Here is a 22,444-nt window from a genome sequence, read left to right as displayed (position 1 = left end):
TGGTCGAAATGCTTGACGCATTCCGCTACGAGTTGCTGCTCGAAATGCTTGACGCATTCCGCTACAAAGAAGGAGGGGCCGATGCCTTCTGTTGGTCAGTTATTGAATATGCACGGTTTGCCACCTCGCGATATCCTCCGAGATTGGGCGTGGCAGTTGCACGCTGCGCACTTCTCTGAACCCTCCGTTAAAGAAGCGTCGGGCATCACCCCAAATCAAAGCTGGATGGACATCAGCGTGGCTGTCGACGGCCATTTGGATCTGACAAGAGCCACCTCGGACATGTGTCGCCAGGGACTGGCCGATCTACGAACCTGGCTGGAACCAACCGCGTGTCCACCGCCACCTGCGGCAGGGTCGGATTTCGTGGCCGAGCCGCTTGCCACCACGTACGATGCCACCAGCTCAGCAGCGCCCAGTTCAGTCGCGCCAACCGCGCGCAGCCGACGACGACTACCAACGCGGGCTAAGTCGTGGTCACAGACAAACATCATCGTGTCCGCAGTTGGAGCCCTAGTGATGCTAGTGTTAGCCTTTGTAGCCTGGGGGCCATCAGCGACACGCAAGCAGACCGCAGCTTCATCGACACCCGCAGGCCCTTCTGATTCAAAAGAGCCCAAGCAGTCGGCAGCGTCTGCGAAATCCGCGCAGCAGGATGTTGAGCTGGCCATGGAGTCGTTATCACCCGAGCAGCTCGCCCAGCCGCAAAGCCTTGATGAAATCATCGCTGGACAACCGTCGATAGCTGCTGCCAGCGTCGCCATCAGCCCCAGCCTCGACGCAACGCTCACCCCTAACCCAGTCCAACCCAATTCACTTGCCTCAATCGATAATTCAAGCTCCGCCGTGGACGGTACTGCTGCCGACTCAACTTCAACTACCGACTCAACTTCAACTACCGATGTAACTTCAACAACCGATATAACTACAACTGAACCTGCGGATGTGATGCAGCAGGTCGCACAGACGATCAAAGAAGCGCAGGCCAGCGATGCAACCGCCGCAGATACCACGGGCCCTGGCGGCGAGGATACGACCACAGGCGAAACATCCGTAAGCGGACTGATGCTCACACGCGATCAATTCCGCATCCACGTAACGGCACCACGCAGTTCGGACGTGCGAGGCAAACCCACGGCGGCGACCATGAAACTTGAGCGTCCCGATGGTTTTCTATGTCCTGCTGCCGAAACGCAAACGCTCGAGCCCAAGTCGCAGTGCACCTGGCAACTGTTCGACGAGGTCGACGCCACGCCTCGCGTCTGCCTGGTTGTAAGAGCCTTGCAGCGTGGCAAACGCGCAGGTGAAATGGATATACTGTTCTATGGTAGTGCCGAAGATATGCCGCAGCTGACTTTGCCGCTCAGCCGCAAATGGCTCGATCCGCTCTTGAAGAATTTGCAAGCCAGTCAGCTGCAATTGCAATGGCAAGCCGACGCGCTGGCTAAAACTAAACCACCCACTCAAGCCCGCGCCGCGGTGGCTGAGCAAAAGAAGTTTGTCAGCGAACAATTGAACCTCTGCAAGCGCTTGATCGAGATCGTCGCACGCTGCGATCGCCTGGCGGATCTGATCGATGGTCAAGTGACCATCGAATTAAAGTGGCACGTACCAACGTAGCCACCATCGCCAGCTGGTGGACAAACAGCAAGGGCAACTGCGGCCACCAATTCGCGGTCCACCGTCTGGCGACGGTGGCTACGGTTTGTTTAGCGATGTCTAATTAAGCGCGCTTTGATGCGGCTACGAAGGTCATGCGCAGTTGATGCAACCAATCGGCCAGCAGATCATATTCCGCCTGTTCGAGATTGCCCTTGGTCTTGCGTTCCAGAACGTCGAGCAGGTCGATGAAGTGCTTGGCATGATCCAGTTGCGGTGTGGCCGCGCCGCCTTGTTCGGGCGGCAGTTGTCCAAGGGCCGCCAGGGCTTGTGTACCCAGCATCGAGACCAAAAACGGAAACGATGCAGGCGGAAGTTGCAGTGGCTCATCCTCGGCGGCAGAGCTGGCCGGAGTTTCCGCCGGTGGCGATGGCTCCGTCTCTGGAGCCGGCTTGAGCGCTTCGCGCTCTCGCTCAACTTGGGTTTTCCAATCTTCGTCAATAATCAGTTTGGGTTTCTCTTCTTGACTCATAGTGACCTGCAGGCATCGAAATTTGAAGGTTGGTTTATTGCGGCCTGACAAAATGAAAACAGCCACAGCCATAGCGTTGGCTCTGCGCCATTTGCAGCGGCGGGTTTTCAACCAGGCCATTCTTGGCATCATCTGGTAGCAGAGCCCATTTGGCAAGAGTCAGTTGTGGCAGGCTGGATTGGATCATCTGCGGATCGTAGATGCGATGCGCATTGTACTGGACGCGTGGAGCACCCACCGGCACGACCACAATCAACGTTCCCCCAGGCGCGACCACCCGTTCCAGTTCGCGCAGTGCGCGCTGATCGCCCGTGGCATCCAGTGGATCTCCGTAGCGCCCCAGTCCAATATGTTCGATCGTGTGCATACACGATACAGACTCCAGTGCTAGGTCGCTGAATGGCAAATGGCACAAGTCGGCGGCCCCACACGTCAAATTGCTCAAGTGAATGCCAGCTGGTCGATAATCGTAGAACTCGATCGGCACAAACGCTGAGCAGAGTGTGGCAAAGTACGCCAGCGAACTTATGTCGACGTGCCGCTCAGGACGAGTCTCGGCCAGAACCCGCGCGGCCCAAGCGGTGTGATAAGTGTAATGAGCATCAAATGGCAAATGCGTCGTGCGGTCATTTAGCCTAGGCCAGCGGTCTTGCCACTGCAGCGGCAGTTCAGGTCGCTGCGCGCGATGCAGCCGCGCAAAGCGTGCGTACTCGCGAATAAAACGCACCATGCGCCACGGCTTGCTAAGCGCCATTGAGTGGCATCCTTTCCGACCTGAGATAACAAACAAGAAGCTACGAACTTCGCTGAGCCTTGGCCCGCCACAAAACATACACCAGCCCACCAACGACAAAAGTGGCCAACATGGCCCACAGTTGCTCGCGCCGCTGACCTTCCACCAAGACGGCCACCAGCATAGCGATCGTGCCCAAGCAATAAAGAGCGGCGGCCGCGAATTCGACGATGGTCAACGGGGCCAAGGCCGGCGAGTTGTCGTCTGGCTGCGCTGGGGTACGTGGCATAAACCAGAGAGCACTTACTGCCAGCGTACTACACGCCGCCAGGGTCATGCCTAAATAACCGATCAACTGTTCCAGTCGGGCAAACCAGACGATGACGATGCTCAATAAGGCTTGAAACCAGATGGCCAGGCGTGGAACTCCGCTGGGTGCATTCAGAAACTGTGGCATGACGCCATCGCGCGCCATCTGCACATACACGCGCGGTCCCGCCATCAGCATGCCGAAGACACTGCTCAACACCGCTAAAGAAACAATCGTGCGCAGCATGGGTTCGATGCCTGGTCCGAAACTGCGCGCGGCTGCCAGGCCAATGGTGCCAGGATCACTCTGCACTTCCGCCGTCGGCGCGGCCCATACGAAAACGGCGTTCAGCGTCACATACATGATCATCACCAACACCGTGGCCAGTAACATGGCACGCGGCACATTGCGCTGCGCTGCTTGGGACTCACCGGCCACATAGACCGCCGCGTTGAAGCCGGTGTAGCTGAGCGACAGCCAACTCATCGCGGCGAGCAAGCCTACATAGCCCGAAAAATCGCTGGGCCACATATCCAAGCTGCGCTCGGGCAACTGCCCACCTTGCCAGACTGGAGTGTTCCCCAGCTGCAACCCAGCCAAGATCAAAAATACCGCGACAAACCCCAGCTTGACGAAGACAATTGTGTTCTGAACCGTGGCGCCCAGTTCGACGCGCACTGCGTGCATCACGCAGGCCAGCAAGATAATCAGCGACGCGCACAGCGATGCCCAGTGGCCCTGACCGACTGAAGGCAGAGCATAGGTCACCACCGCTTTGGACATGGCCGCGATCGGTGCCGTAAAACCCGCCACCAGCGAGATCCAACCGGCCAGAAAGCCAATGCTCGGATGGATCAAACGGGTCAAGTATAGATATTCACCGCCCGAAAGTGGCACACGCTTGGCCAAGGCCCCGTACGCAATCGCGCCAGCCAGGGCCCATACGCCGCACAGGATCCAAGCCAAGATCACTCGCGATGGATTGCCCAGCGACAATAACGCATAACCACTGCTGAAGAAGCAACCGATGCCAATCATCGATGCGACTACCAGCAGCACCAGCGTCGTCAGCCCAAGACCTTGCGAATTGTGATTCGAATTTGAAATTTGGAGTAAGTAAGGAGTAAGGAGTAAGGAGTAAGGAGTAAGGTACAGCTTTTAAGTTAGTTGTGTGATGGGCTTTATGTCACCTCTCCCAAGCTTTGCTTGGGGGAGGTCGGAGCCAGCGTTAAGCTAGGCTCCGGGAGGGGGCTCGTTACCGCAGTGAAAGTGTTTGCAGCGGAATGCACCACGCCTATGATTTCGCGTCCACGACATAAAAGCTGGACGATGTGTAAGGGGTAAGGGGTAAGCGAAACCCGGAAAGTCGGAAGTTTACAATGAATTGACCGTGCAGGTGCACGAACCTCGCGCGATTTCTTTCCGGCGCGAGTCAACGATAATGCACTCTACAAAGCCGATTCGCAAGCCACGCGAGACTAGCGTAGCGGTGCACGTCAGTCGCGATGCTTTTACTGGCCGCAGGTAGCTGACCTTCATTTCCACCGTGGCAAAGGCAGATGGATCGCTGAGCGTACGGCCGAAGGCGATGCCCATGGCCGCATCGGCCAGCAGGGCGATTACACCACCATGAACAGCTCCCATCGGATTGTGCATTTTTTCGTCTACAGCCAGATGCACGACTGCTTGGCCGATAGGACCTGGTTCCACTTTCAGGCCAATAAACTGACTGATGGGAGCATGGGCAAAGGAATCGCCCGCGTCGATCGCTGGTGGCAAACCTGTTTCCTTCCAATTGTTCAGTGTGGAATCGTTCGGTAGATTAGGGACTGCTGACCCCAGCTGAAGCCGGTCAACAGCTTAGTGATTCTAACTTGAAATGAAGTCTTTTACTGCATGAGTCTTGAACCCGAGGGACCGATTGTGCCTGAAGCGATCCAGCGCACAGGCGAGTTTGGATTGGCGATTACCTGGAGTGATGGTCAAAAGCTGAACTATACGGCAGTAAAACTCCGCGACGGCTGCCCGTGCGCAACCTGCAAAGAGAAGCAGCGAGCCAAACAGCAAGAGGCCGCAGCCAGTGCCGGCAAGCTGCGATCGCTGCCGGTCCTTTCGGCTGGCGAACTTCAACCGCTGCGGATCTTGCGGATGCAACCGCTGGGCAACTACGCCTATAACATCGCCTTCTCCGATGGACACGATTCAGGCATCTTTACATTCGACCTGCTAAGGCAATTGGGGACGCCGTGACGCATAAAACAGAGCTGGTGAACAGGCCGTTACTCGGTTGGCGTGAATGGGTTGCCTTGCCCGAACTGGGTATTCCGCAAATCAAAGCCAAGGTCGATACGGGCGCGCGTTCCAGTTGTTTGCATGCCTTTGATGTGCGAATCGAAAACGATGGCCAGCAAGATTGGGTCCACTTTGTGGTACATCCTTTGCAAAGCCACACGGAACCAGCCATTCCAGTTCGAGCCCGCTTGCTCGAATATCGACTGGTCCGCTCCTCCTCAGGTCATGCCCAGCGGCGGCCGGTGATCGAAACGATCGCGCGCATGGGCGAACGAACCTGGTCGATTGAGTTGACGCTGACCAATCGCGACGAAATGGGTTTTCGCATGCTGCTAGGACGCTCGGCCATTTCCAAGCGATTTCTGATCGACCCGAGCAAGTCGTTTCTGCAGAGCTAGGCACGTCGACACGTCTAGCCTTCAAATTCAGATTTCAAATTCGAGATTTGAAGTTTGAGACTTCAAATCTTGTATACTGAAGGTTCTGGTGTCCCAGAAACACGGGAGCTCTTCAGATGGATTTCCGAATTCAGCAACGGCTGCAACAAGTGGCCGCGCGCATGCGCTCATTGCGTTTGGCCTGGCGACTCAATGCCACTTGGTTGGTGTTGGCGCTGATTGGTTTGGTGTGCTTGATCATGGCTGGCAATGCGGCCTGGTCGATTGGACCAAGCATTGCCGCCAGTCTATTGATCGCGGCTTGTCTCTTGGGCGTGTGGTTCAGCGTGGCCGCTTTTTGGCAGCGTCAAGACTTGCGAGCCACGGCTCAGCATGTCGAGCAAAGCTTTCCAACGTTGGGCGAGAAACTGCTGGCCGCGATCGAACAACGTCCCACTCGTCCCGATGGGAAGTTTGGATTTCTGCAGAAGAGTCTGATCGATTCTGCGGTCGCACATGATGATCAACATCGCTGGGCTGATACTATCCCCAAGCGCCGCCTGACGTTGGCCTGGTTGTTAAATCTACCGGCGCTGGTCGTGCTGCTAGTCATCGCCGGATCACTAGCCACCCTTGGTAGACAAACACCCGAGCAGCAGGTTGCCGCATCCGCTTCTTCGAAGTCCAAGTCAGTCGAACCGGTCATCGAACCGGGCGACACGGAAGTGGAACTAGGTTCCAGTCTGATTGTCACCGCCAAGTTTCCAAGTTCGATTCCGGCCCAAGTCAGTTTGCATCGCGTTGGCGATACTCAAGCCGGCATGCAACCCATGCGACGATCGCTGGATGATCCACTGTACGCCGCCTACATGACGGATATCCGGGCACCCTTGACTTACAAAGTCCAGTACGACGAGCGGTCTAGCCAAGAATACAAAGTCCAGGTCTTCGAATATCCCGCCCTGGTACGAGCGGATGCCGAATTGAAATACCCGGCTTACACGGAGCTGCAAGACAAGACGATTGTGGACACGCGCCGGGTTAGCGCAGTTGTCGGCAGCGATTTGACATGGCTGTGCTACACCAACAAAGCGGTCACGCGTGCAGTACTGGTCGATGAAGAAGGCGCGGAATTACAACTGATCGCCGATGAAAAGAATCCACAGCTCCTGCGCGCGACTGAACATGTCTCTCAGTCGCACACCTGGCAATTGAAGCTGACCGATGAAGCCCAGCGAACCAACAAGGCTGAGGTAAAGCTGTCCTTGAAAGCGCTGCCCAATACGGCACCCAAGATCAAATTGGCCACCGGCGACGTACGTGTCTCGCCGCTAGAAGAGTTCTTGATCTCGGCCAAAGTCAGTGATGATTTTGGCCTGGAGCGCATCGGGCTGAGTTATCAAATGGCCGGCGAAGAGCCTGTCGACGTTGCCCTGCCCATCGAACCCAAAGGCGATAAGCCCCAGATCTCCAAGACAGCCGAGTTAGCGGAACTGGTCGCAATGGAAAATCTGCAAGCCCAGCCTGATCAGCTGCTGTCCTATCATGTCTGGGTCGAAGATCGCGACGACGACAACGAAGTCCGACGCATTACCAGCGATATGTTCTTTGCTGAAGTGCGACCCTTCGAAGAAATATTCCGTCAAGGCGAGCAACAATCAGCAGAACAACGACGCCAACAAGGGCAGCAACAAGGCCAACAAGGGCAGGGCGGTCAGAGCGAAGAGTTGCTGGAAGTCCAAAAGCAAATTGTGACAGGTACATGGAACGTACGTCGTACCGCAACCAAAGGTAAATTGCCCGCCGAGGCTCAGGCAGACATCAGCGTGTTGGCTCAGTCGCAACGCGAAGTGATCGAACTGCTGGCCGAGAAGGCTGCCGAGATCGACGTGCCGGGCGGCGAGGAACTGATTCAAAAGACTGCGGAACATATGAAATCGGCGGCGGAACAATTAGAAAAATCCGCTGAATCGCTGACCGTTAAAGATCTGGGCAAAGCCCTCAGCATGGCTCAACTAGCTTACCAAGACCTGCTGCGGTTGCAGGCCAAAGAATTCGAAGTTAGTCGCAGCCAGCAACAACAAGGCCAACAAGGCCAATCGTCGCGCTCGCGTCAGCGTCAACAACAACTCGACCAGTTGAAACTCGAAAATCAAGAGAACCGTTACGAGAGTGAACGGACCGCTCAAGAAGAACAATCGGAAGAGAACAGCCAACTGCGGCAGATTCAAAGTCGCTTGCGCGAACTAGCAGCTCGGCAAGAAGATCTCAACGAACAAATTCGCGAACTGCAAGCCGCACTGCAAACGGCCGATACCGAAGAAGAACGCAAAGAGATCGAAAAACGCTTGGAACGACTGCGTCAACAACAGCAGCAGATGCTCGAAGACGCGGATGAACTGCGCGAGCAGCTGGAAGGACAACAGTCCAACGAGGCGCTAGCCGAAGCGCAAGAACAAATGGAGCAAACGCGCGAGAACCTGCGTCAATCATCCGAAGCACTCAACCAAGGCAACACTTCGCAGGCATTGGCCTCGGGCACGCGAGCCGAACAAGAATTAAAAGAGTTGCAAGACAAAGTGCGACAGGAATCAGCTAACCAGTTCAGCCAGTCGATGCGCGATATGCAAGGCGCCGCAACTGAGCTGGAGCAAGCCCAACAAGAACTGGCCGAGCAACTGAAAAGCAACCAACCAGATGATTCCAACCGTCTGCGCAGCCAGCAACCCGACCAGGAATATGAACAACAAGTGGCCGAGCAACAAGCTCGGCTGGATCAACTGATGCAAGACATGAAGCGCACGGTCGAAGCCGCCGAAGAACCCGAACCGCTCTTGGCTCAGCGACTGTACGACACTTTCCGCACAACCGAGCAGAAGCAAACCGATGCGAACTTGGAAACCACGCGGCAGTTGCTGCAGCGTGGTTTAACCTCCGATGCACAACAACTGGCTCAGCAAACACAAACAGAAATTGAACAACTGCGCGAAGGCATCGATAAAGCCGCCGAAGCGGTACTCGGTAGCGAAGTCGATTCACTCCGCCTGGCTATGGACCAACTCCAGCAACTCTCGCGGCAAGTTGAGCAAGAGGTCGGCAGAAATTCTGATACTGCCAACACTGAATCTCAAGCGGAAACACCTGGCTCACCCAGCGCAGAACCTGAGAATTCGGAGCAACAGGGTCAACCAGGGCAACAACCAGGGCAACAACCAGGGCAACAACCAGGGCAATCAAATCAACCCAGTCAAAGCGACACGCCCAACCAACAGGGTCAGCCACAAAATCAACCTGGACAACAAAACCAACCTGGACAACAAAACCAACCTGGCCAGCAATCCAATCAACCTGGACAACAAGGCAATCAACCTGGACAGCAGCCGAATCAGTCGGGCGGTGGTCCTTCGGGGCTGCGTGGCAATGCGAATCGCCAACAGCAGCCTGGTATGCGGGATTCACAACCTGGTTCTCAGCGTGATGGTGGAAACACGGGTGGCGCGTGGACAGAAGCGTTCGACAGCAGTGTCTGGGAAGGTCCAATTACGGGGGATGGCTTCCGCGATTTCTCGGATCGACTGCGCGAAGTCGAAGAGCTTGTTAATGATCCTGAGCTGCGCAGCCGCGCGACCCAGATACGCCAGGCGGCTCGCGAGTTGCGCACTGAAGTGAAGAAGCATGCAGCCGAGCCGCGTTGGGATTTAGTCAAACAACTCGTCGCCGACCCGCTCCGTGAACTGGGCAAACAAGTTTCTCAAGAGTTGTTGCGCAAAGTTGGTGATAAGAATTCGCTGGTACCAATCGATCGCGATCCCGTACCAGGTCGCTTCAATGAATCGGTGCGTCAATACTACGAGAACTTAGGGAGTGGTCGTTGATGCCCGAAGGATTGGAGTTTGGCTCGCGCGATTGGTTACCGGTGGCGATCGCTTTATTCGTGGTCGGTTTGATTTGTGTAGTGCTGAGCCTGGCGCGCAGCCCTCAGCGAGGCTGGGTCGTGTGGCTCTCGGCGCTTTTCAAGATTGCCGCTTTGGGATCTGTGGCTCTTTTTTTAGTGGAACCCCAACTACGATCCACTCGCCCCAAGCCTGGTGCCAATGCGCTGGCGGTCGTGATCGACAATAGTCGCAGTATGTCGATCCGCGCTCCCGGCCAAACGACTTCGCTAGAAGACAAACTAAAGCAGGTCTTGAGGCGCGAAGCCAGTTGGCACACACGGGCCGCTCAAGATTTCTCTGTTCGACTGTACGGCTTTGATAATCGCTTGAAAGCACTGGACGGATTCGAACAAATCAAGTTCGATGGCAACAGTTCTGCAGTCGGCAATGCCGTGGACACGGTCAGCCAACGTTATGTCAATCGTCCCGCTGTGGGTGTCATGCTCTTCACCGATGGCATGGCTACCGATTCATTACCTGACCTTTCCGCGGCCGATAACAAACTGCCTATCTACCCCATCATCGACATCGGTCGCGATGACCTGCGCGATATTTCGATCTCCGATCCGATGGTTACTCAGACTGCCTTTGAACTAGCGCCTGTGCAAATCGAAGCCACGGTGAACTGCCAAGGCTTGAAGGATCAGACGATCGTGGTCCGCGTGATCGACGAGAAAGGCAAAAGCGTTGCCGACGAAACCGTCCGATCCGATAGCCATGTCTTTCAGAAGCGATTGCGTTTCCAATATCGACCGACCGAGCCCGGCATCCAGTTCGTACGCGTACGAGCCATGTTGAAGAGCGAAGATGATCCCGAAGTCCTGGCGCCGGACAGTCGGCAGGAAGTTACGACGACCAACAATACGCGCTTGCTGGCGGTCGATCGGGGCGGAGGTCCCTATCGCATTCTGTACATCGCTGGTCGCACAAGTTGGGACTTTAAATTCTTCAAGCGGGCTGTGGAAGAAGATCAAGAACTGCGATTGGCCGCGCTCATTCGCATCGCCAAAAAAGAAGCCCGCTTTGATTTTCGCGATCGCAGCGTCAGTTCGACCAATCCCCTGTTCGCCGGCTTTGAAAACGAACAGGATGCCACCGAGCAATACGATGAACCTATCCTGCTGCGCATCGGAGTTCGCGAATCAGAAGAATTGAAAGGCGGCTTTCCCAAAGCCGAAAGTGATCTGTATCAATTCGACGCAATTGTCATGGACGACATCGAGGCCGGCTTCTTTACCCAAGAGCAGATGCTGCTGATTCGCCAATTCGTCGCGACTCGAGGTGGTGGCTTGCTGATGATGGGTGGCAGCGAATCGTTCGAGCGAGGCGGATATCGCGACACACCGATTGGTGACTTGCTGCCGGTTTATCTGCGTACCGGAGGTACGCTAAATGAATCCGATAGCCAAGAGCCCAGTGCCATGGAGTCCACTTTAAGTGTGCTGGGTTCCGACGAAGGTGAACCGCCCAGCATCGCTTATCGGCTGACGCGCGAAGGTAGTCTTGAACCATGGATGCGATTGCGAGCCAGCGAAGTTGATGAAGCCAAACGTCTCAGTCAAATGCCGCGCTTTTATACTTGGAACAAGTTGAAGGACATCAAACCGGGTGCCTCGATCATGGCGGTAGCCAGCGACGAACAAGACAAATCCGTTCCCGCCATGATCGTGCAAAATTTTGGAAGCGGCCGTGTCGGCGCGCTGACCATTGGCGACATGTGGCGTTGGACCATGCGCCGCGCTACCGAAGACACCGACGACCTGGCCCAATGCTGGCGACAACTAGCGCGGTGGCTGACGGCCGATGTACCGCGGCGATTAAAAGTCGAAATCATTCCGCCTGAGGGCGCCCTGGATCCGCACAAGATCGTCATGCATGTGCGCGACGAAAGTTTTCACCCGCTGGACAACGCCACATTCGAAGTGGCCGTGATGCCGCCCGATGGCAAACTCGTAGGAGTCGATGTCATGCCTGATCGCGAGCGACCGGGAGTGTACTCAGCCAACTTCTGGTCGCAAACCGATGGCCCTTACGTCGTATCCGTCAAAGCCTCCAGTGCCGACGGCACGGCCATCGCTGACGTCGACACCGGCTGGGCCGCCGAACCGTCGGCTCTTGAGTTTCGCAACCTGACACCTAACTTGGAAGAGCTCAGTGCGTTGGCCAAACAATCGGGCGGTCAGATCATCGATATCGACGAACTCGATTCGTTTGTCGCCAGTTTACCGTCCCGCCAGGTGCCCATCACCGAGACGCGATTGGAACCATTGTGGCACCGTTCCAGCTGGTTGCTGCTAACCATCGGCTGCCTCTGTATCGAATGGGGCCTCCGCCGCTTCCGCGGCCTGGCATAATGTGGCATAGGCTTCCAGCCTGTGTCTGTGGCATAGGCTTCCAGCCTGTGTTAAAACCTCCACATCACAAATACTTTACATGTCAAGCATATTACTTTACACATCAACTATCTTACTGATCGGGCTAAGCTGCCTGCCTGCGACCACCACGGCGGCGGAACCGACCAGGCAGTTGATACTAGTGGTGGGCGCTGCGGGCACTCCCGAGTACGGTCAGCAGTTCCGAGAATCCGCCGATCAGTGGAAACGCCTGTCCGAGGTCCAGCAGTGGCAGTACACGGAAATCGGCAGTGAGCCAAATGCTGGTGCCAAGTCGCAACATGATCAATTGAGCCAGTCGATCCAGCAAGCGGCCCAGTCGGATAAAGAGCAGATCTGGATTGTGTTTATTGGACACGGCACCTCCGAACGTGGCCAGCATAAATTTAATCTTGTTGGTCCCGATGTCAGCTCTAAAGAGTTGTCGGTTTGGTTGCAACCCATGGGCCGTCAGCTGGTATTTATTGACTGCACTTCATCCAGTTCTCCCTTTCTACCGGAATTAAGCCAGCCAGGGCGGGTGATTGTCACGGCCACTAAGAGCGGATCGGAGAACAACTACGCTCGCTTCGGTCAGCAACTGGCGACTAGTCTGCTCGACCCGGCCACCGATATAGATCACGACGACGAAGTCTCACTGCTGGAGGCCTTTCTGGCGGCATCACTAAAGACTGAGAAGTTGTATAAAGAGCTTAGTCGTTTGGCGACCGAACATGCGCTGATCGACGACAACGGTGACAAACTTGGCACTGGTGCCGAGTTCTTTCGCGGTGTACGCACCGTCAAAACAGCTGCTGGCGGCAAACAACCCGACGGCGCAATCGCTGCTAAGATCGTGCTCTCAGTCCTGCCCGGCGGTCCGCAGCTTACGCCCGAGCAGCTAGCCCAACGAAGTGAGATCGAATCGCAAATCGAAGCCCTGCGCGCCAAGCGTCCCAATCCGCCCACCGAAGCATACTGGAATGAACTCGAACAATTGCTGTTGCGTCTGACAGATGTCTATAACAGCGCCAGCGAAACACAGAAGGCCGCAGGACTTTAATGGCTGACATGAACGACCGAGTCACTGAACTAGAGATACAGCTCGCCCATCATCAACGCTTGTGCGAACAACTCAACGACGTGGTCACCTCACACACTCAACAGATCATGCGTCTGGAACGCGTCAACCTGCGACTGGAAGAGCAGATCAAAACACTGCGTGAACGACTAAAAGAAAGTTTTGATCCCAAGCTCGATAGACCACCACATTATTAACATCGTAGAGCGGCTGTCCCCAGCCGCTCAGCACCCGGCAAGTCGCTGCCCTGTAACACTTGTCCACAGGTCGGAAGATGCTTGGATTAGAGGGTTCCGAGCAGCTGGGGACAGCTGCTCTACATTGGTCCACCGGTCGGAAGGTGCTTTGTCGTAGAGCGGCTGTCCCCAGCCGCTCAGCACCCGGCAAGTCGCTGCCCTGTAACGCTGGTCCATCGGTCGGATGATGCTTTGGTTAGAGGGTTCCGAGCAGTTGGGGACAGCTGCTCTACATTGGTCCACCGGTCGGAAGGTGCTTTGTCGTAGAGCGGCTGTCCCCAGCCGCTCAGCACCCGGCAAGTCGCTTACCTGTAACGCTGGTCCATCGGTCGGATGATGCTTGGATTAGAGGGTTCCGAGCAGCTGGGGACAGCTGCTCTACGCTGGTTCGGATCTGCTCAATTGCTATGGTATAATTCGCCCAGGAGGTATGAGGCGATGTTTGTCTGTGCTGAAGAGAAAGAGAAATTTGGCTTCCTGGATCCCGAACGCGATATAGACATTCACACGGGCCGGAATTTGCCTCATTGGTTTCAAGAAGGTACGGCTACGTTCGTTACATTCCGAACGTTTGATTCTATGCCAAAGGAGGTTATAGAATCGTGGCAATATGAGCTCGAAAGCTGGCTTATCGAGCGTAGGCTTCCAATAGCACTAGCTGCTTCGACAGTCAAAAAACAAACGCCAAACCATTTTAAATTGCTGGAACAACTGAGTTTGAAGGAGGTGCATGAGTTTAAGCGGCTAAGTGACCGCATTTTTCATCGCAGCCTCGATGAGTGCCACGGTGAATGTTTATTAAGAGATACCAAGATCGCCAAGATTGTCGCCGACGCGATTCTCTATCATCGTGGTACTAAACATGAACTCGATCGGTTCGTCATCATGCCTAATCATGTACATGTGTTGGGAATGTTCTACAAGGATGCCAGGCTGAAAGTAATTGGTCAGAGCTGGATGCGCTACACAGCTCGCCAGATTAATGAGCTGTTGGGTAGATCTGGTTGTTTCTGGGAAGCAGATCCTTTTGACCACTTGATTCGTAGCACAGATGAGTTTGAAAGGACTCGAACTTACATTGCCGACAACCCCAATAAAGCAAGATTGTCCCTGGGCGAGTACTTCTATTGGGAAGCATAAGTCGTAGAGCGGCTATCCCCAGCCGCTTTGTCGTAGAGCGGCTGTCCCCAGCCGCTCAGCACCCGGCAAGTCGTTGCCCTGTAACACTGGTCCATTGGTCGGAAGATGCTTTGTCGTAGAGCGGCTGTCCCCAGCCGCTCAGCACCCGGCAAGTCGTTGCCCTGTAACACTGGTCCATTGGTCGGAAGATGCTTTGTCGTAGAGCGGCTGTCCCCAGCCGCTCAGCACCCGGCAAGTCGTTGCCCTGTAACGCTGGTCCATTGGTCGGAAGATGCTTTGGTTAGAGGGTTCCGAGCAGCTGGGGACAGCTGCTCTACACTGGTCCATTGGTCGGAAGATGCTTTGGTTAGAGGGTTCCGAGCAGCTGGGGACAGCTGCTCTACACTGGTCCATTGGTCGGAAGATGCTTTGGTTAGAGGGTGCTGAGCAGCTGGGGACAGCTGCTCTACATAGGTCCATCGGTCGGATGATGCTTGGATTAGAAGGTTCCGAGCAGCTGGGGACAGCTGCTCTACGACCGGCTGCTCTATGATCTACGCCCGCCGTGCAACGGCGCTGCGTAAGGTTGCCAGCAGCGGGTCAGCGATGCTGAAGTGATCGATGGTCAGGGATCGTCGGCACTGGTCGGTGATGGCTTGGGCCAGGGCTGGGCAGCGCGTGACCAATCCGCCGCTGAAGAGCAGATGAAACTGTGGTGATTGACGGCCAAGGCGCCGCGCAACATGCTGGATCTGATCAACTAGCCGCTGGATCTGATGGTCGATGATCTGCAAGGCTTCGGCATCGTTCTGCCCAAAAGCCAATTGTGCTACAACCAGCGACAGCTGAGCTCGGCGAGTGCGGTCGGCTGCGGTTTCGATAATCAAATTATTCAAAGGTGTGCTGGGGTAAGCAGTGCGGAGTTCGTCCACAATTGCGCGCACCAGTCGGCTGGCTTCGAGTGGCTCACGCCCGCTATCGATTGTCTGCGTTACTCTCTGTAAAGCAGCCAAACCAATTGCACCCGCGCTACATTCATCACCCAGCAGCGGTCCCCAGCCACCTGCACGGACCATCAAGCCATCGGCATCGCGGGCTGCCACAACCGAACCAGTGCCCAAGATGATCGCCAGCGTGGCCGACCCGCGTGCATCGGAAACATCCAGCAACGGATCGATATCGCCAGTGCACTGTACGCGCGTCGAGTTTGACAATGTACTTGCCAAAGACTCACGTATAAATTGAACAACGCGCTGTTGATCCTCCACGCGCCCGGCTCCAGCTAGCGCCAGGTAAATGCAGTGTATGGGCGAATCGTCTGCAAGGGAGTCAAGCGTTACTTGCAACGCCTGGTGCAAATTCTTGGATGCAGTCAGCCAGGTAGTGGGATGTGCCGAGCCTGTGCCTGCATGTTGCCACGTCTTGGCCAAAGTTAAATCGATGGGTAGTTCCGTGTTTGGCCAGCCAAATTTCTGGGCGGCTACGGCAATCTTGGTACCACCACCGTCGATCGCTATGACCCAACCTGGAATGTTCGACTCTGTCATGCTTGCTTCAGGTCGTGAATAGTAACATCGCCAATAACCTGGCGCAGATGACCACCTTCGAGCTTTAGTAACTCTTCAGCCATGGCAGCATCGGTTTGGCGATGATGCATGACGACGGCGATCTTCACCAAGCCACCTGCTCGATCGAGAAGTTCGGCTGCCGCCGATTCGCTCAGTCCCGTCAATATACGGACCAGGCGCTGACTGCGCGCGATCAGTTTCGTGTTGGTCGCTCGCACATCGACCATCAAATTTCCGTAAGTTTTACCTAGCCGTATCATGGCCGCAGTTGTGATGGTGTTCAGAATCAGTTTGGTGGCCGTACCAGCCTTCAGGCGGGTAGAACCGCTGACTACTTCCGAACCCACCACCGCGCAGATGACGATATCAGCCAGCGACTCCAGCTCACTACCCGCGTTGCACACCAGGGCAACAGTCTGCGAGCCAACGGATCTGGCATACTTCAAACCGCCGATGACATAGGGAGTGCGGCCACTGGTGGCGATACCGACGACGACATCTCGAGGCGATAGCGCCATTTGCTCTAAATCTTGTTGTCCCAGTCGAGGATTATCTTCGGCGCCTTCAATCGCGCGGCGCAGCGCGGTATCGCCGCCGGCGATCATACCTATGACCATCTCTGGCGGAGTGCTAAACGTTGGCGGGCATTCACTGGCATCGAGCACGCCCAAGCGTCCCGAAGTGCCTGCGCCCATATAGATCAGTCGGCCGCCCAGTCGAAAGGCCTGCTCAACCACTTCTACTGTCCGCGCGATCTGCAGTTCCGCAGCCGCCACGGCATCGATGACACTGCGATCTTCGCGATTAATCAGCCGCACAATTTCCAACGCATGCCAGCGGTCGACTTCCGACGAACGAGGATTGATCGATTCGGTGGTCAATTGGCTCAGCTGGTCGCTATTCATGATGTCGCATTTCAAATTTTTTTGGGAGTCGCCGAGACTTGAATCTCATCACCCACAATGCGCAGCGGGAAAGCATCGACGCGAATGCGCGGACTATCTAACCAACTGCCATCGCGAACGCTGAAACGCCAATGGTGCCAAGGACAGGCGACGCAGTTATTTTCGACCCAGCCTTCGGCCAGCGACGCACCTTGATGTGGACAAAAGTCATCGATCGCAAAGTGTTGGCCGGCTTCGCAAAAAACTGCAATCATTCGTCCCGCCACCGCAAAGGCGCGGCCACGCCCCTCTGGGATCTCGCCGACCTTGGCAACGGTGACAAATTCCAGTTCAGGCTCGAGTGGATCGGGAAATAGTTCGCTCTGTGGCATAGGCTTCCAGCCTGAGGATGTTAAGTTGCGTACCTCTTACCATCGTAGCCTGTTCCGGAGTGCGCAACAGGTGTATCTTGCTGGCTAACAGAATTTCAAATTGTCCGATTCTCCAATAACCAATTCCCCGCTTTTAACCAATCCCCGCTTACCATCTTTCAGATTGCCCATGAACTTCAACGACTCCCTGCCGCGCGAAGTGCCGTGCATTGATCAACTTCCCACTCCCGCGCTCGTGTTCGACTCGCAAGCGGTGGCGGCTAATATTCAGCGTCTGGCTGATTACGGTCGCCAACACAATCTCGGCATTCGTCCGCATACCAAGACGCACAAGTCGGTCAAGCTTGCGCAGATGCAGCTCGATGCCGGCGCTTGCGGCTTGACTGTCGCCAAGGTTGGCGAAGGTGAAGTGCTGGCCGAGTGCGATACCGAGTTCTTAATCGCTTATCCAGTCTTCGATGCAGCTCGCCGTATTCGGGCCGCCCGCCTGGCCGGCCGACGACCAACGATCGTGGCGGTCGATAGTCTTCAAGCCGCGACAGAACTATCGGCGGCTGCGAAATCCGAAGGCTCCACTCTGGGCTTGCTAGTCGACCTCGACGTCGGCATGGGGCGCACAGGTGTGGCCACGCCGCAATTGTCGCGCCAGCTCGCGCAACAAATTTCCCAGCTCCCCAGCGTCAAGCTGGAGGGCATCATGTGTTATCCAGGCCACATCTGGTGCAAAGCCGAAGAACAAGCCGCACCGCTGGCTAAAGTTTCGGCGATCCTGCGTGAAGCCTTAGACCTGTGGACAGCCAGTGGACTCCAGGCTCGCATTGTGTCCGGCGGCTCGACTCCCACAGCCTATCAATCGCACCTCGTGCCCGAATTGACTGAGATTCGGCCAGGCACCTATATCTTCAACGATGTAAATGAACTGAAAGGCGGCTTCAACCAGCTGGCCGACTGCGCAGCCAAGATCATCGTGACGGTCATCAGCAATGCAGTGGCTGGACAAGTTGTGATCGATGGCGGTTCCAAAACATTTACCAGCGATGCCTGCGTACCAGATCGCGAAAGTGGATTTGGTCAGCTGGTCGGTTATCCAGCCGCCCGCATCGTCAAGCTGAGCGAAGAGCATGGCCAGGTTGATGTGCGCAGCGTCGACCAGCCACCGAAACTGGGCGACCGCTTAGCCGTGATTCCCAATCACATTTGTCCGTGCGTCAATCTGCAGAGCTATGCGTGGTGGCAACGCGATGATGGTTCGCTGGAACGATTGACGATCGATGGACGTGGGTTGCTGAGCTGAGGCGCACAATGAGTTCAGAGAACCCGCAAGTTGTTTGGCATGCGCACGCTGTGGATCGGGCTGCGCGCGAGCGTTTGATGGGACATCGCGGAGCGGTGTTATGGTTTACCGGCTTGAGTGGATCGGGCAAAAGCACCGTTGCCAATTCCGTCGACGAATTGTTGCATCAGCGCGGTGTGCACACCATGTTGCTCGACGGCGATAACATTCGTCATGGTTTGTGTGCTGCGCCGAACATGCTCAAAGATGTGCATGGTGAAGAATTCGCGCAGCGTTTTGGGCTTGGGTTTTCACCGCTGGATCGCGAGGAAAACATTCGCCGCGTGGGCGCGCTAGCGCAATTGATGGCCGCCTCTGGCCTGATCGTCCTAACTGCCTTTGTCAGCCCCTACCGTCGTGATCGAAAGCGTGTACGTCAGTGGATCGAAAGCCAAGGTCAAGCTGGCGACTTTGTAGAGATCTTTGTCGATGCACCGTTAGAAGTTTGTGAGAGTCGCGATCCCAAGGGTTTGTACAAGCAGGCGCGCGCCGGCAAGATCGCCAACTTCACCGGCATCAGCGACCCTTACGAAGCACCTGATTCCCCCGAACTGCATCTATATTCCGCAGATCGCACGCCACCTCAGCTGGCCGAACAAGTTGTGCAATATCTTGTCGGACAGCAAGTTATCTAAGCACACCTGTGCATATCGTAGCCACCGTCGCCAGACGGTGGACACCACTGGCTGCGATTTACCACCGCTTGGCAGCGGTGGCTACGAGCGCGGGTGTTATAGTCGCACATTCCGTCGTTCGCTCGGGGCCTACCTAACATTTGGATATAATGGGATGATACGGAAGTTTGGTCGATCCCCGTTCAGATCGAAAAGATTATCGATGAAAATTGAGTGCCCGATTTGTGGTCAAGTGTCTGCCGCTGCGCTGTTTAAGAAGAAGCAGCGAACGTTCTATCGGTGCCGTCAGTGTCGATTGCGATTGCAATGGCCTCTGCCTTCTCTAGCCGAACTGGCGGAGTATTACGACCAAGAGTTTGCGCAGGGCATGTACCGTACGTTCACCGAAGCTGAAGAAATGAAGCTTCGCACCGCTGAGTATCGACTGCGCCAGGTCGTACGCTGGAAAGAGCCTACTGGCAGATGGTTGGATGTTGGATGCGCCAATGGTGTATTCGTAGCCACCGCGGCTAAAGCCGGTGCCGATGCTTGCGGTATTGAACTCTCGGCTGTCGCTGTCGAGCAGGCTCGCCGTCAAGGACTGCAGGTGTGTCAAGCTACGGTAGAAGAGTTACCAACCGAGCAACGCTTTGACTGCATCACCGCTTTCGACGTCATTGAACACGTCTTGGAACCTCGCAGCTTTTTACAGGCCATCGACAAGCGTCTCAACCCAGGCGGCATTTGCGTGTTGACCTTACCCGACGTGAGCTCGATCTTTGCCAGGCTCATGGGCAAGAACTGGTGGTTCTACATCCCCGAAGAACATCTGCACTACTTTGCCCCTGGCACGATCACCCAGCTTGCCGGGCGTGCCGGTTTGGAAACACTGCGGACCAGTAAGACGTCTAAGCCGCTTACGTTCGATTACGGTTTGACTCAGTTCAAAGAGTTCAATCCAGTGATCTATAGAATGCTCAGCACGCTCTCCCTCGCACTACCCAAATCATTGCGGGCGGCCATCATACCCTTCTACATTGGCGAGATGTTAGTTGTGCTGCGTAAACCGGTCGCGATCGACAACGACGTAGCCACCGTCGCCAGACGCTGGACCACCCGTAGCCGCCGTCGCCAGACGGTGGACTCATCGTACCGATTTACCACCGCTTGGCAGCGATGGCTACGTGAAAGCGCAAATGTGAATGACCGATCTACTTGATCGACTGCGCTACCCAGCCGGCAGCGCCCATGATGCCAGCGTTGTCGCCTAGCTCGGCACATTTGATAGTGTAAGTATCGGCGTAACAGGCCAGCACGCTGCGGTCGGTAGTCTTCTTGACCTCTTTCAGAAAGAGATCGGGCATGGCTTCGACCAGGCCGCCGCCCAAGATGATGCAGTCTGGACCAATTAAGTGGACCATGTTGGTCACGGCATAGCCAATCAAACGCGCAGCGTTCTCGATCACTTGCAGTACGGCGGTCTCTCCGGACTTGATGGCCTCGGAAATCGCTTTGCTGCGCAGCTTGGCCAGGTCGGTGCCTGCGCCTTTCAAGACACTGGGTGCTTCGCCGCGATAGGCTAGCTTGGCGATCTCACCTGCAATGGCCAGGCGGCTGGCTTCGGACTCTAGCGTACCGGTCATCGCCGTGGCGCCCTGGCGTGGTGAACTGGTGATCATCACGTGTCCAATTTCCATGCACGTCAAATTCTTGCCGCGCAGAATTTGCCCATCGTAGACGCAGCCGCCACCGATTCCAGTACCTGGAAAGATACCGAGCGCGGTGCGTGAACCGCGGCCAGCACCAAATCGATATTCTCCGTAAACGCCTGCATCGACATCGTTCAGTACAGCCACCGGGCAACTGAACCGGTCGCTCAAAAACTTTCCGACAGGCACATCTTTCCAGCCCAAGTTTACGGCCACGCGCACCACGCCTGTTTGCCATTCAACTGGTCCGGGGCAGCCGATTCCAATGCCCGCGATGCGCGCAGGATCGAGCTCGTGTTCGTCCAGCATCTTGCGAATCAACGCTTCGATGCGTTCAAGAGTGATGGCAGATTGATCACCGCGCGTTTTCTTTCTGCGCGAGGCGATCACAGCGAACTTCTGATCCAAGGCCGCTGCCAACATTTTGGTGCCACCCAGATCGAATCCGATCCAATACTTGTCAGTTACAGTCACACTAGCCTCGGTCATTATTTCTTGCGGGCAGCGATTTCCGACTTCATGAACTCCAGACCTTCTTTGGCCAGAGTCAGTTCGTCATCAAACATACGGCGCCAAATGCGCGTGGCTGCGGCCAACTCGGGCAGGGCCAAACCGAACGCTTCGATTACCAGCCAACCGTCGTAACCTATCTCGACGATCGAATCAAAATTCTTGCGCCAGCGCACGTTGCCTTTGCCTGGCGTGCTGCGATCATTTTCGCTGATGTGAATATGACACAGCACGTCTTTGATTTCGCGGAGCGTTTTGGGAATGCTCTTTTCTTCGATGTTGCTGTGGAAGGTGTCGTACATGATGCCACAAGCTGGATGATTGACTTCGCGCGCAAATCGGGCCGAGTCCGCGTGAGCGTTCAGGAAGTAACATTCGAAGCGATTGAGAGCTTCTACGCCCAGCTTGACCTTCACTGTGCCCGCATGTTCGGCAACTTCGCGCATGCTCTGGATGCCCCACTTCCATTCATCGGCCGTAGGACCGGCGCCAGAGAAATGCCCTAGTGCAGAGTGGTAGGGACCAACCAGCGTCTGCGCACCGGCGGCAGCACAGCAGTCGAGGGTCTTCTTGTTCAGCTCAACACCTTTAGCCCGCACAGCCGGATCCGAGCTGATCGGATTGTCTTCGACATTGCGAACCGTTACGGCCGTACGTGCCAGGCCAGCATCATCCAAACGCTTGCCCCAGGCTGCATAGTCCAAATCCAAGTTGAACATCGGCAGTTCCACTCCGTCGTAACCAAACTTCTTGAGCTTGTCGAGAACTGGCAGCAGACTATCGTTTAGTTCGCCGGTCCACAGCAACAGATTCATGCCGTACTTCATTTTCAGATGTTCTCCAGTTGT

Annotated in this window: 20 protein-coding genes; 11 read left to right on the top strand and 9 right to left on the bottom strand. The window is 55.7% G+C overall.

Going from position 1 to position 22,444, the window contains the following annotated elements:
- Positions 1-81 precede the first annotated feature (81 nt).
- Positions 82-1,620, top strand: a complete 1,539-nt coding sequence (locus tag SH573x_RS10320) for a hypothetical protein (protein WP_479354753.1) — start codon at positions 82-84, stop codon at positions 1,618-1,620.
- 103 nt (positions 1,621-1,723) lie between these two features.
- On the opposite strand, the gene SH573x_RS10315 is transcribed toward SH573x_RS10320, so the two are convergent.
- The 4 genes from SH573x_RS10315 to SH573x_RS10300 form a co-directional block, all read right to left on the bottom strand.
- On the bottom strand, positions 1,724-2,131 hold the full coding sequence (locus tag SH573x_RS10315; protein ID WP_479354751.1) for a DUF1844 domain-containing protein: 408 nt from the start codon (positions 2,129-2,131) through the stop codon (positions 1,724-1,726).
- A 34-nt stretch (positions 2,132-2,165) separates the two neighbouring features.
- Positions 2,166-2,885, bottom strand: coding sequence for a DUF268 domain-containing protein (locus SH573x_RS10310; RefSeq protein ID WP_479354749.1), 720 nt, complete (start codon positions 2,883-2,885; stop codon positions 2,166-2,168).
- Between the two features lie 40 nt (positions 2,886-2,925).
- On the bottom strand, positions 2,926-4,245 hold the full coding sequence (locus SH573x_RS10305) for an APC family permease (protein WP_479356696.1): 1,320 nt from the start codon (positions 4,243-4,245) through the stop codon (positions 2,926-2,928).
- 303 nt (positions 4,246-4,548) lie between these two features.
- Positions 4,549-4,953 (bottom strand): PaaI family thioesterase, encoded by a 405-nt coding sequence (locus SH573x_RS10300; RefSeq protein ID WP_479354747.1) that lies wholly within the window; start codon positions 4,951-4,953, stop codon positions 4,549-4,551.
- Positions 4,954-5,070: 117 nt separating this feature from the next.
- On the opposite strand from SH573x_RS10300, the gene SH573x_RS10295 reads away from it, so the two are divergent.
- From SH573x_RS10295 to SH573x_RS10265, 7 genes are all read left to right on the top strand, one after another.
- Positions 5,071-5,424 carry a DUF971 domain-containing protein gene (locus SH573x_RS10295; protein ID WP_479354745.1) on the top strand — a complete coding sequence of 118 codons (354 nt, stop codon included), beginning with the start codon at positions 5,071-5,073 and terminating at the stop codon, positions 5,422-5,424.
- A gap of 17 nt (positions 5,425-5,441) precedes the next feature.
- The gene (locus SH573x_RS10290) at positions 5,442-5,864 is read left to right on the top strand and encodes an ATP-dependent zinc protease family protein (RefSeq protein ID WP_479354743.1); all 423 of its coding nucleotides are present in this window, start codon (positions 5,442-5,444) and stop codon (positions 5,862-5,864) included.
- Positions 5,865-5,980: 116 nt separating this feature from the next.
- The gene (locus SH573x_RS10285; RefSeq protein WP_479354741.1) at positions 5,981-9,718 is read left to right on the top strand and encodes a coiled-coil domain-containing protein; all 3,738 of its coding nucleotides are present in this window, start codon (positions 5,981-5,983) and stop codon (positions 9,716-9,718) included.
- Positions 9,718-12,132: a hypothetical protein gene (locus SH573x_RS10280; protein WP_479354739.1), complete on the top strand. Its 2,415-nt coding sequence runs from the start codon at positions 9,718-9,720 to the stop codon at positions 12,130-12,132. Before SH573x_RS10285 ends, SH573x_RS10280 begins: the two co-directional genes overlap by 1 nt.
- Positions 12,133-12,211: 79 nt before the next feature.
- Positions 12,212-13,213, top strand: a complete 1,002-nt coding sequence (locus tag SH573x_RS10275; RefSeq protein ID WP_479354737.1) for a hypothetical protein — start codon at positions 12,212-12,214, stop codon at positions 13,211-13,213.
- A gap of 8 nt (positions 13,214-13,221) precedes the next feature.
- Positions 13,222-13,428 (top strand): SlyX family protein, encoded by a 207-nt coding sequence (locus tag SH573x_RS10270; protein ID WP_479354735.1) that lies wholly within the window; start codon positions 13,222-13,224, stop codon positions 13,426-13,428.
- A 372-nt stretch (positions 13,429-13,800) separates the two neighbouring features.
- Positions 13,801-14,607 (top strand): transposase, encoded by an 807-nt coding sequence (locus SH573x_RS10265; protein ID WP_479354733.1) that lies wholly within the window; start codon positions 13,801-13,803, stop codon positions 14,605-14,607.
- A gap of 533 nt (positions 14,608-15,140) precedes the next feature.
- On the opposite strand, the gene SH573x_RS10260 is transcribed toward SH573x_RS10265, so the two are convergent.
- The 3 genes from SH573x_RS10260 to SH573x_RS10250 are packed head-to-tail and all read right to left on the bottom strand — an operon-like array spanning position 15,141 to position 17,430.
- Complete coding sequence (locus SH573x_RS10260) at positions 15,141-16,133, bottom strand: BadF/BadG/BcrA/BcrD ATPase family protein (RefSeq protein WP_479354732.1); 993 nt, start codon at positions 16,131-16,133, stop codon at positions 15,141-15,143.
- Positions 16,130-17,059 carry an N-acetylmuramic acid 6-phosphate etherase gene (gene murQ, locus SH573x_RS10255; protein WP_479354730.1) on the bottom strand — a complete coding sequence of 310 codons (930 nt, stop codon included), beginning with the start codon at positions 17,057-17,059 and terminating at the stop codon, positions 16,130-16,132. Before murQ ends, SH573x_RS10260 begins: the two co-directional genes overlap by 4 nt.
- 11 nt (positions 17,060-17,070) lie before the next feature.
- Positions 17,071-17,430, bottom strand: a complete 360-nt coding sequence (locus SH573x_RS10250) for a Rieske (2Fe-2S) protein (RefSeq protein ID WP_479354728.1) — start codon at positions 17,428-17,430, stop codon at positions 17,071-17,073.
- A 169-nt stretch (positions 17,431-17,599) separates the two neighbouring features.
- Here SH573x_RS10250 and SH573x_RS10245 point away from each other — a divergent pair, with 169 nt between their 5' ends.
- From SH573x_RS10245 to SH573x_RS10235, 3 genes are all read left to right on the top strand, one after another.
- Positions 17,600-18,724, top strand: coding sequence for an alanine racemase (locus SH573x_RS10245; protein ID WP_479354727.1), 1,125 nt, complete (start codon positions 17,600-17,602; stop codon positions 18,722-18,724).
- An 8-nt stretch (positions 18,725-18,732) separates the two neighbouring features.
- Positions 18,733-19,398 carry an adenylyl-sulfate kinase gene (cysC, locus tag SH573x_RS10240; RefSeq protein WP_479354725.1) on the top strand — a complete coding sequence of 222 codons (666 nt, stop codon included), beginning with the start codon at positions 18,733-18,735 and terminating at the stop codon, positions 19,396-19,398.
- Between the two features lie 202 nt (positions 19,399-19,600).
- Positions 19,601-20,596 carry a class I SAM-dependent methyltransferase gene (locus SH573x_RS10235; RefSeq protein ID WP_479354723.1) on the top strand — a complete coding sequence of 332 codons (996 nt, stop codon included), beginning with the start codon at positions 19,601-19,603 and terminating at the stop codon, positions 20,594-20,596.
- Here the strand turns inward: SH573x_RS10235 and SH573x_RS10230 are convergent.
- Positions 20,589-21,575, bottom strand: coding sequence for an ROK family protein (locus SH573x_RS10230; protein WP_479354721.1), 987 nt, complete (start codon positions 21,573-21,575; stop codon positions 20,589-20,591). The genes SH573x_RS10235 and SH573x_RS10230 overlap by 8 nt on opposite strands.
- Positions 21,575-22,423, bottom strand: coding sequence for a sugar phosphate isomerase/epimerase family protein (locus SH573x_RS10225; RefSeq protein ID WP_479354720.1), 849 nt, complete (start codon positions 22,421-22,423; stop codon positions 21,575-21,577). The genes SH573x_RS10230 and SH573x_RS10225 overlap by 1 nt, the downstream gene beginning before the upstream one ends.
- Positions 22,424-22,444 lie beyond the last annotated feature (21 nt).

Source organism: Rania fehmarnensis, assembly GCF_056494185.1.
This window is presented reverse-complemented; position numbering and strand designations above follow the sequence as displayed.

Coding starts and splice junctions, on each gene's coding strand:
- SH573x_RS10320 (WP_479354753.1), top strand. CDS start 82: ATGCCTTCTGTTGGTCAGTTATTGAATATGCACGGTTTGCCACCTCGC.
- SH573x_RS10315 (WP_479354751.1), bottom strand. CDS start 2,131: ATGAGTCAAGAAGAGAAACCCAAACTGATTATTGACGAAGATTGGAAA.
- SH573x_RS10310 (WP_479354749.1), bottom strand. CDS start 2,885: ATGGCGCTTAGCAAGCCGTGGCGCATGGTGCGTTTTATTCGCGAGTAC.
- SH573x_RS10295 (WP_479354745.1), top strand. CDS start 5,071: ATGAGTCTTGAACCCGAGGGACCGATTGTGCCTGAAGCGATCCAGCGC.
- SH573x_RS10285 (WP_479354741.1), top strand. CDS start 5,981: ATGGATTTCCGAATTCAGCAACGGCTGCAACAAGTGGCCGCGCGCATG.
- SH573x_RS10280 (WP_479354739.1), top strand. CDS start 9,718: ATGCCCGAAGGATTGGAGTTTGGCTCGCGCGATTGGTTACCGGTGGCG.
- SH573x_RS10275 (WP_479354737.1), top strand. CDS start 12,212: ATGTCAAGCATATTACTTTACACATCAACTATCTTACTGATCGGGCTA.
- SH573x_RS10270 (WP_479354735.1), top strand. CDS start 13,222: ATGAACGACCGAGTCACTGAACTAGAGATACAGCTCGCCCATCATCAA.
- SH573x_RS10265 (WP_479354733.1), top strand. CDS start 13,801: ATGATGCTTGGATTAGAGGGTTCCGAGCAGCTGGGGACAGCTGCTCTA.
- SH573x_RS10260 (WP_479354732.1), bottom strand. CDS start 16,133: ATGACAGAGTCGAACATTCCAGGTTGGGTCATAGCGATCGACGGTGGT.
- murQ (WP_479354730.1), bottom strand. CDS start 17,059: ATGAATAGCGACCAGCTGAGCCAATTGACCACCGAATCGATCAATCCT.
- SH573x_RS10250 (WP_479354728.1), bottom strand. CDS start 17,430: ATGCCACAGAGCGAACTATTTCCCGATCCACTCGAGCCTGAACTGGAA.
- SH573x_RS10245 (WP_479354727.1), top strand. CDS start 17,600: ATGAACTTCAACGACTCCCTGCCGCGCGAAGTGCCGTGCATTGATCAA.
- cysC (WP_479354725.1), top strand. CDS start 18,733: ATGAGTTCAGAGAACCCGCAAGTTGTTTGGCATGCGCACGCTGTGGAT.
- SH573x_RS10235 (WP_479354723.1), top strand. CDS start 19,601: ATGAAAATTGAGTGCCCGATTTGTGGTCAAGTGTCTGCCGCTGCGCTG.
- SH573x_RS10230 (WP_479354721.1), bottom strand. CDS start 21,575: ATGACCGAGGCTAGTGTGACTGTAACTGACAAGTATTGGATCGGATTC.
- SH573x_RS10225 (WP_479354720.1), bottom strand. CDS start 22,423: ATGAAGTACGGCATGAATCTGTTGCTGTGGACCGGCGAACTAAACGAT.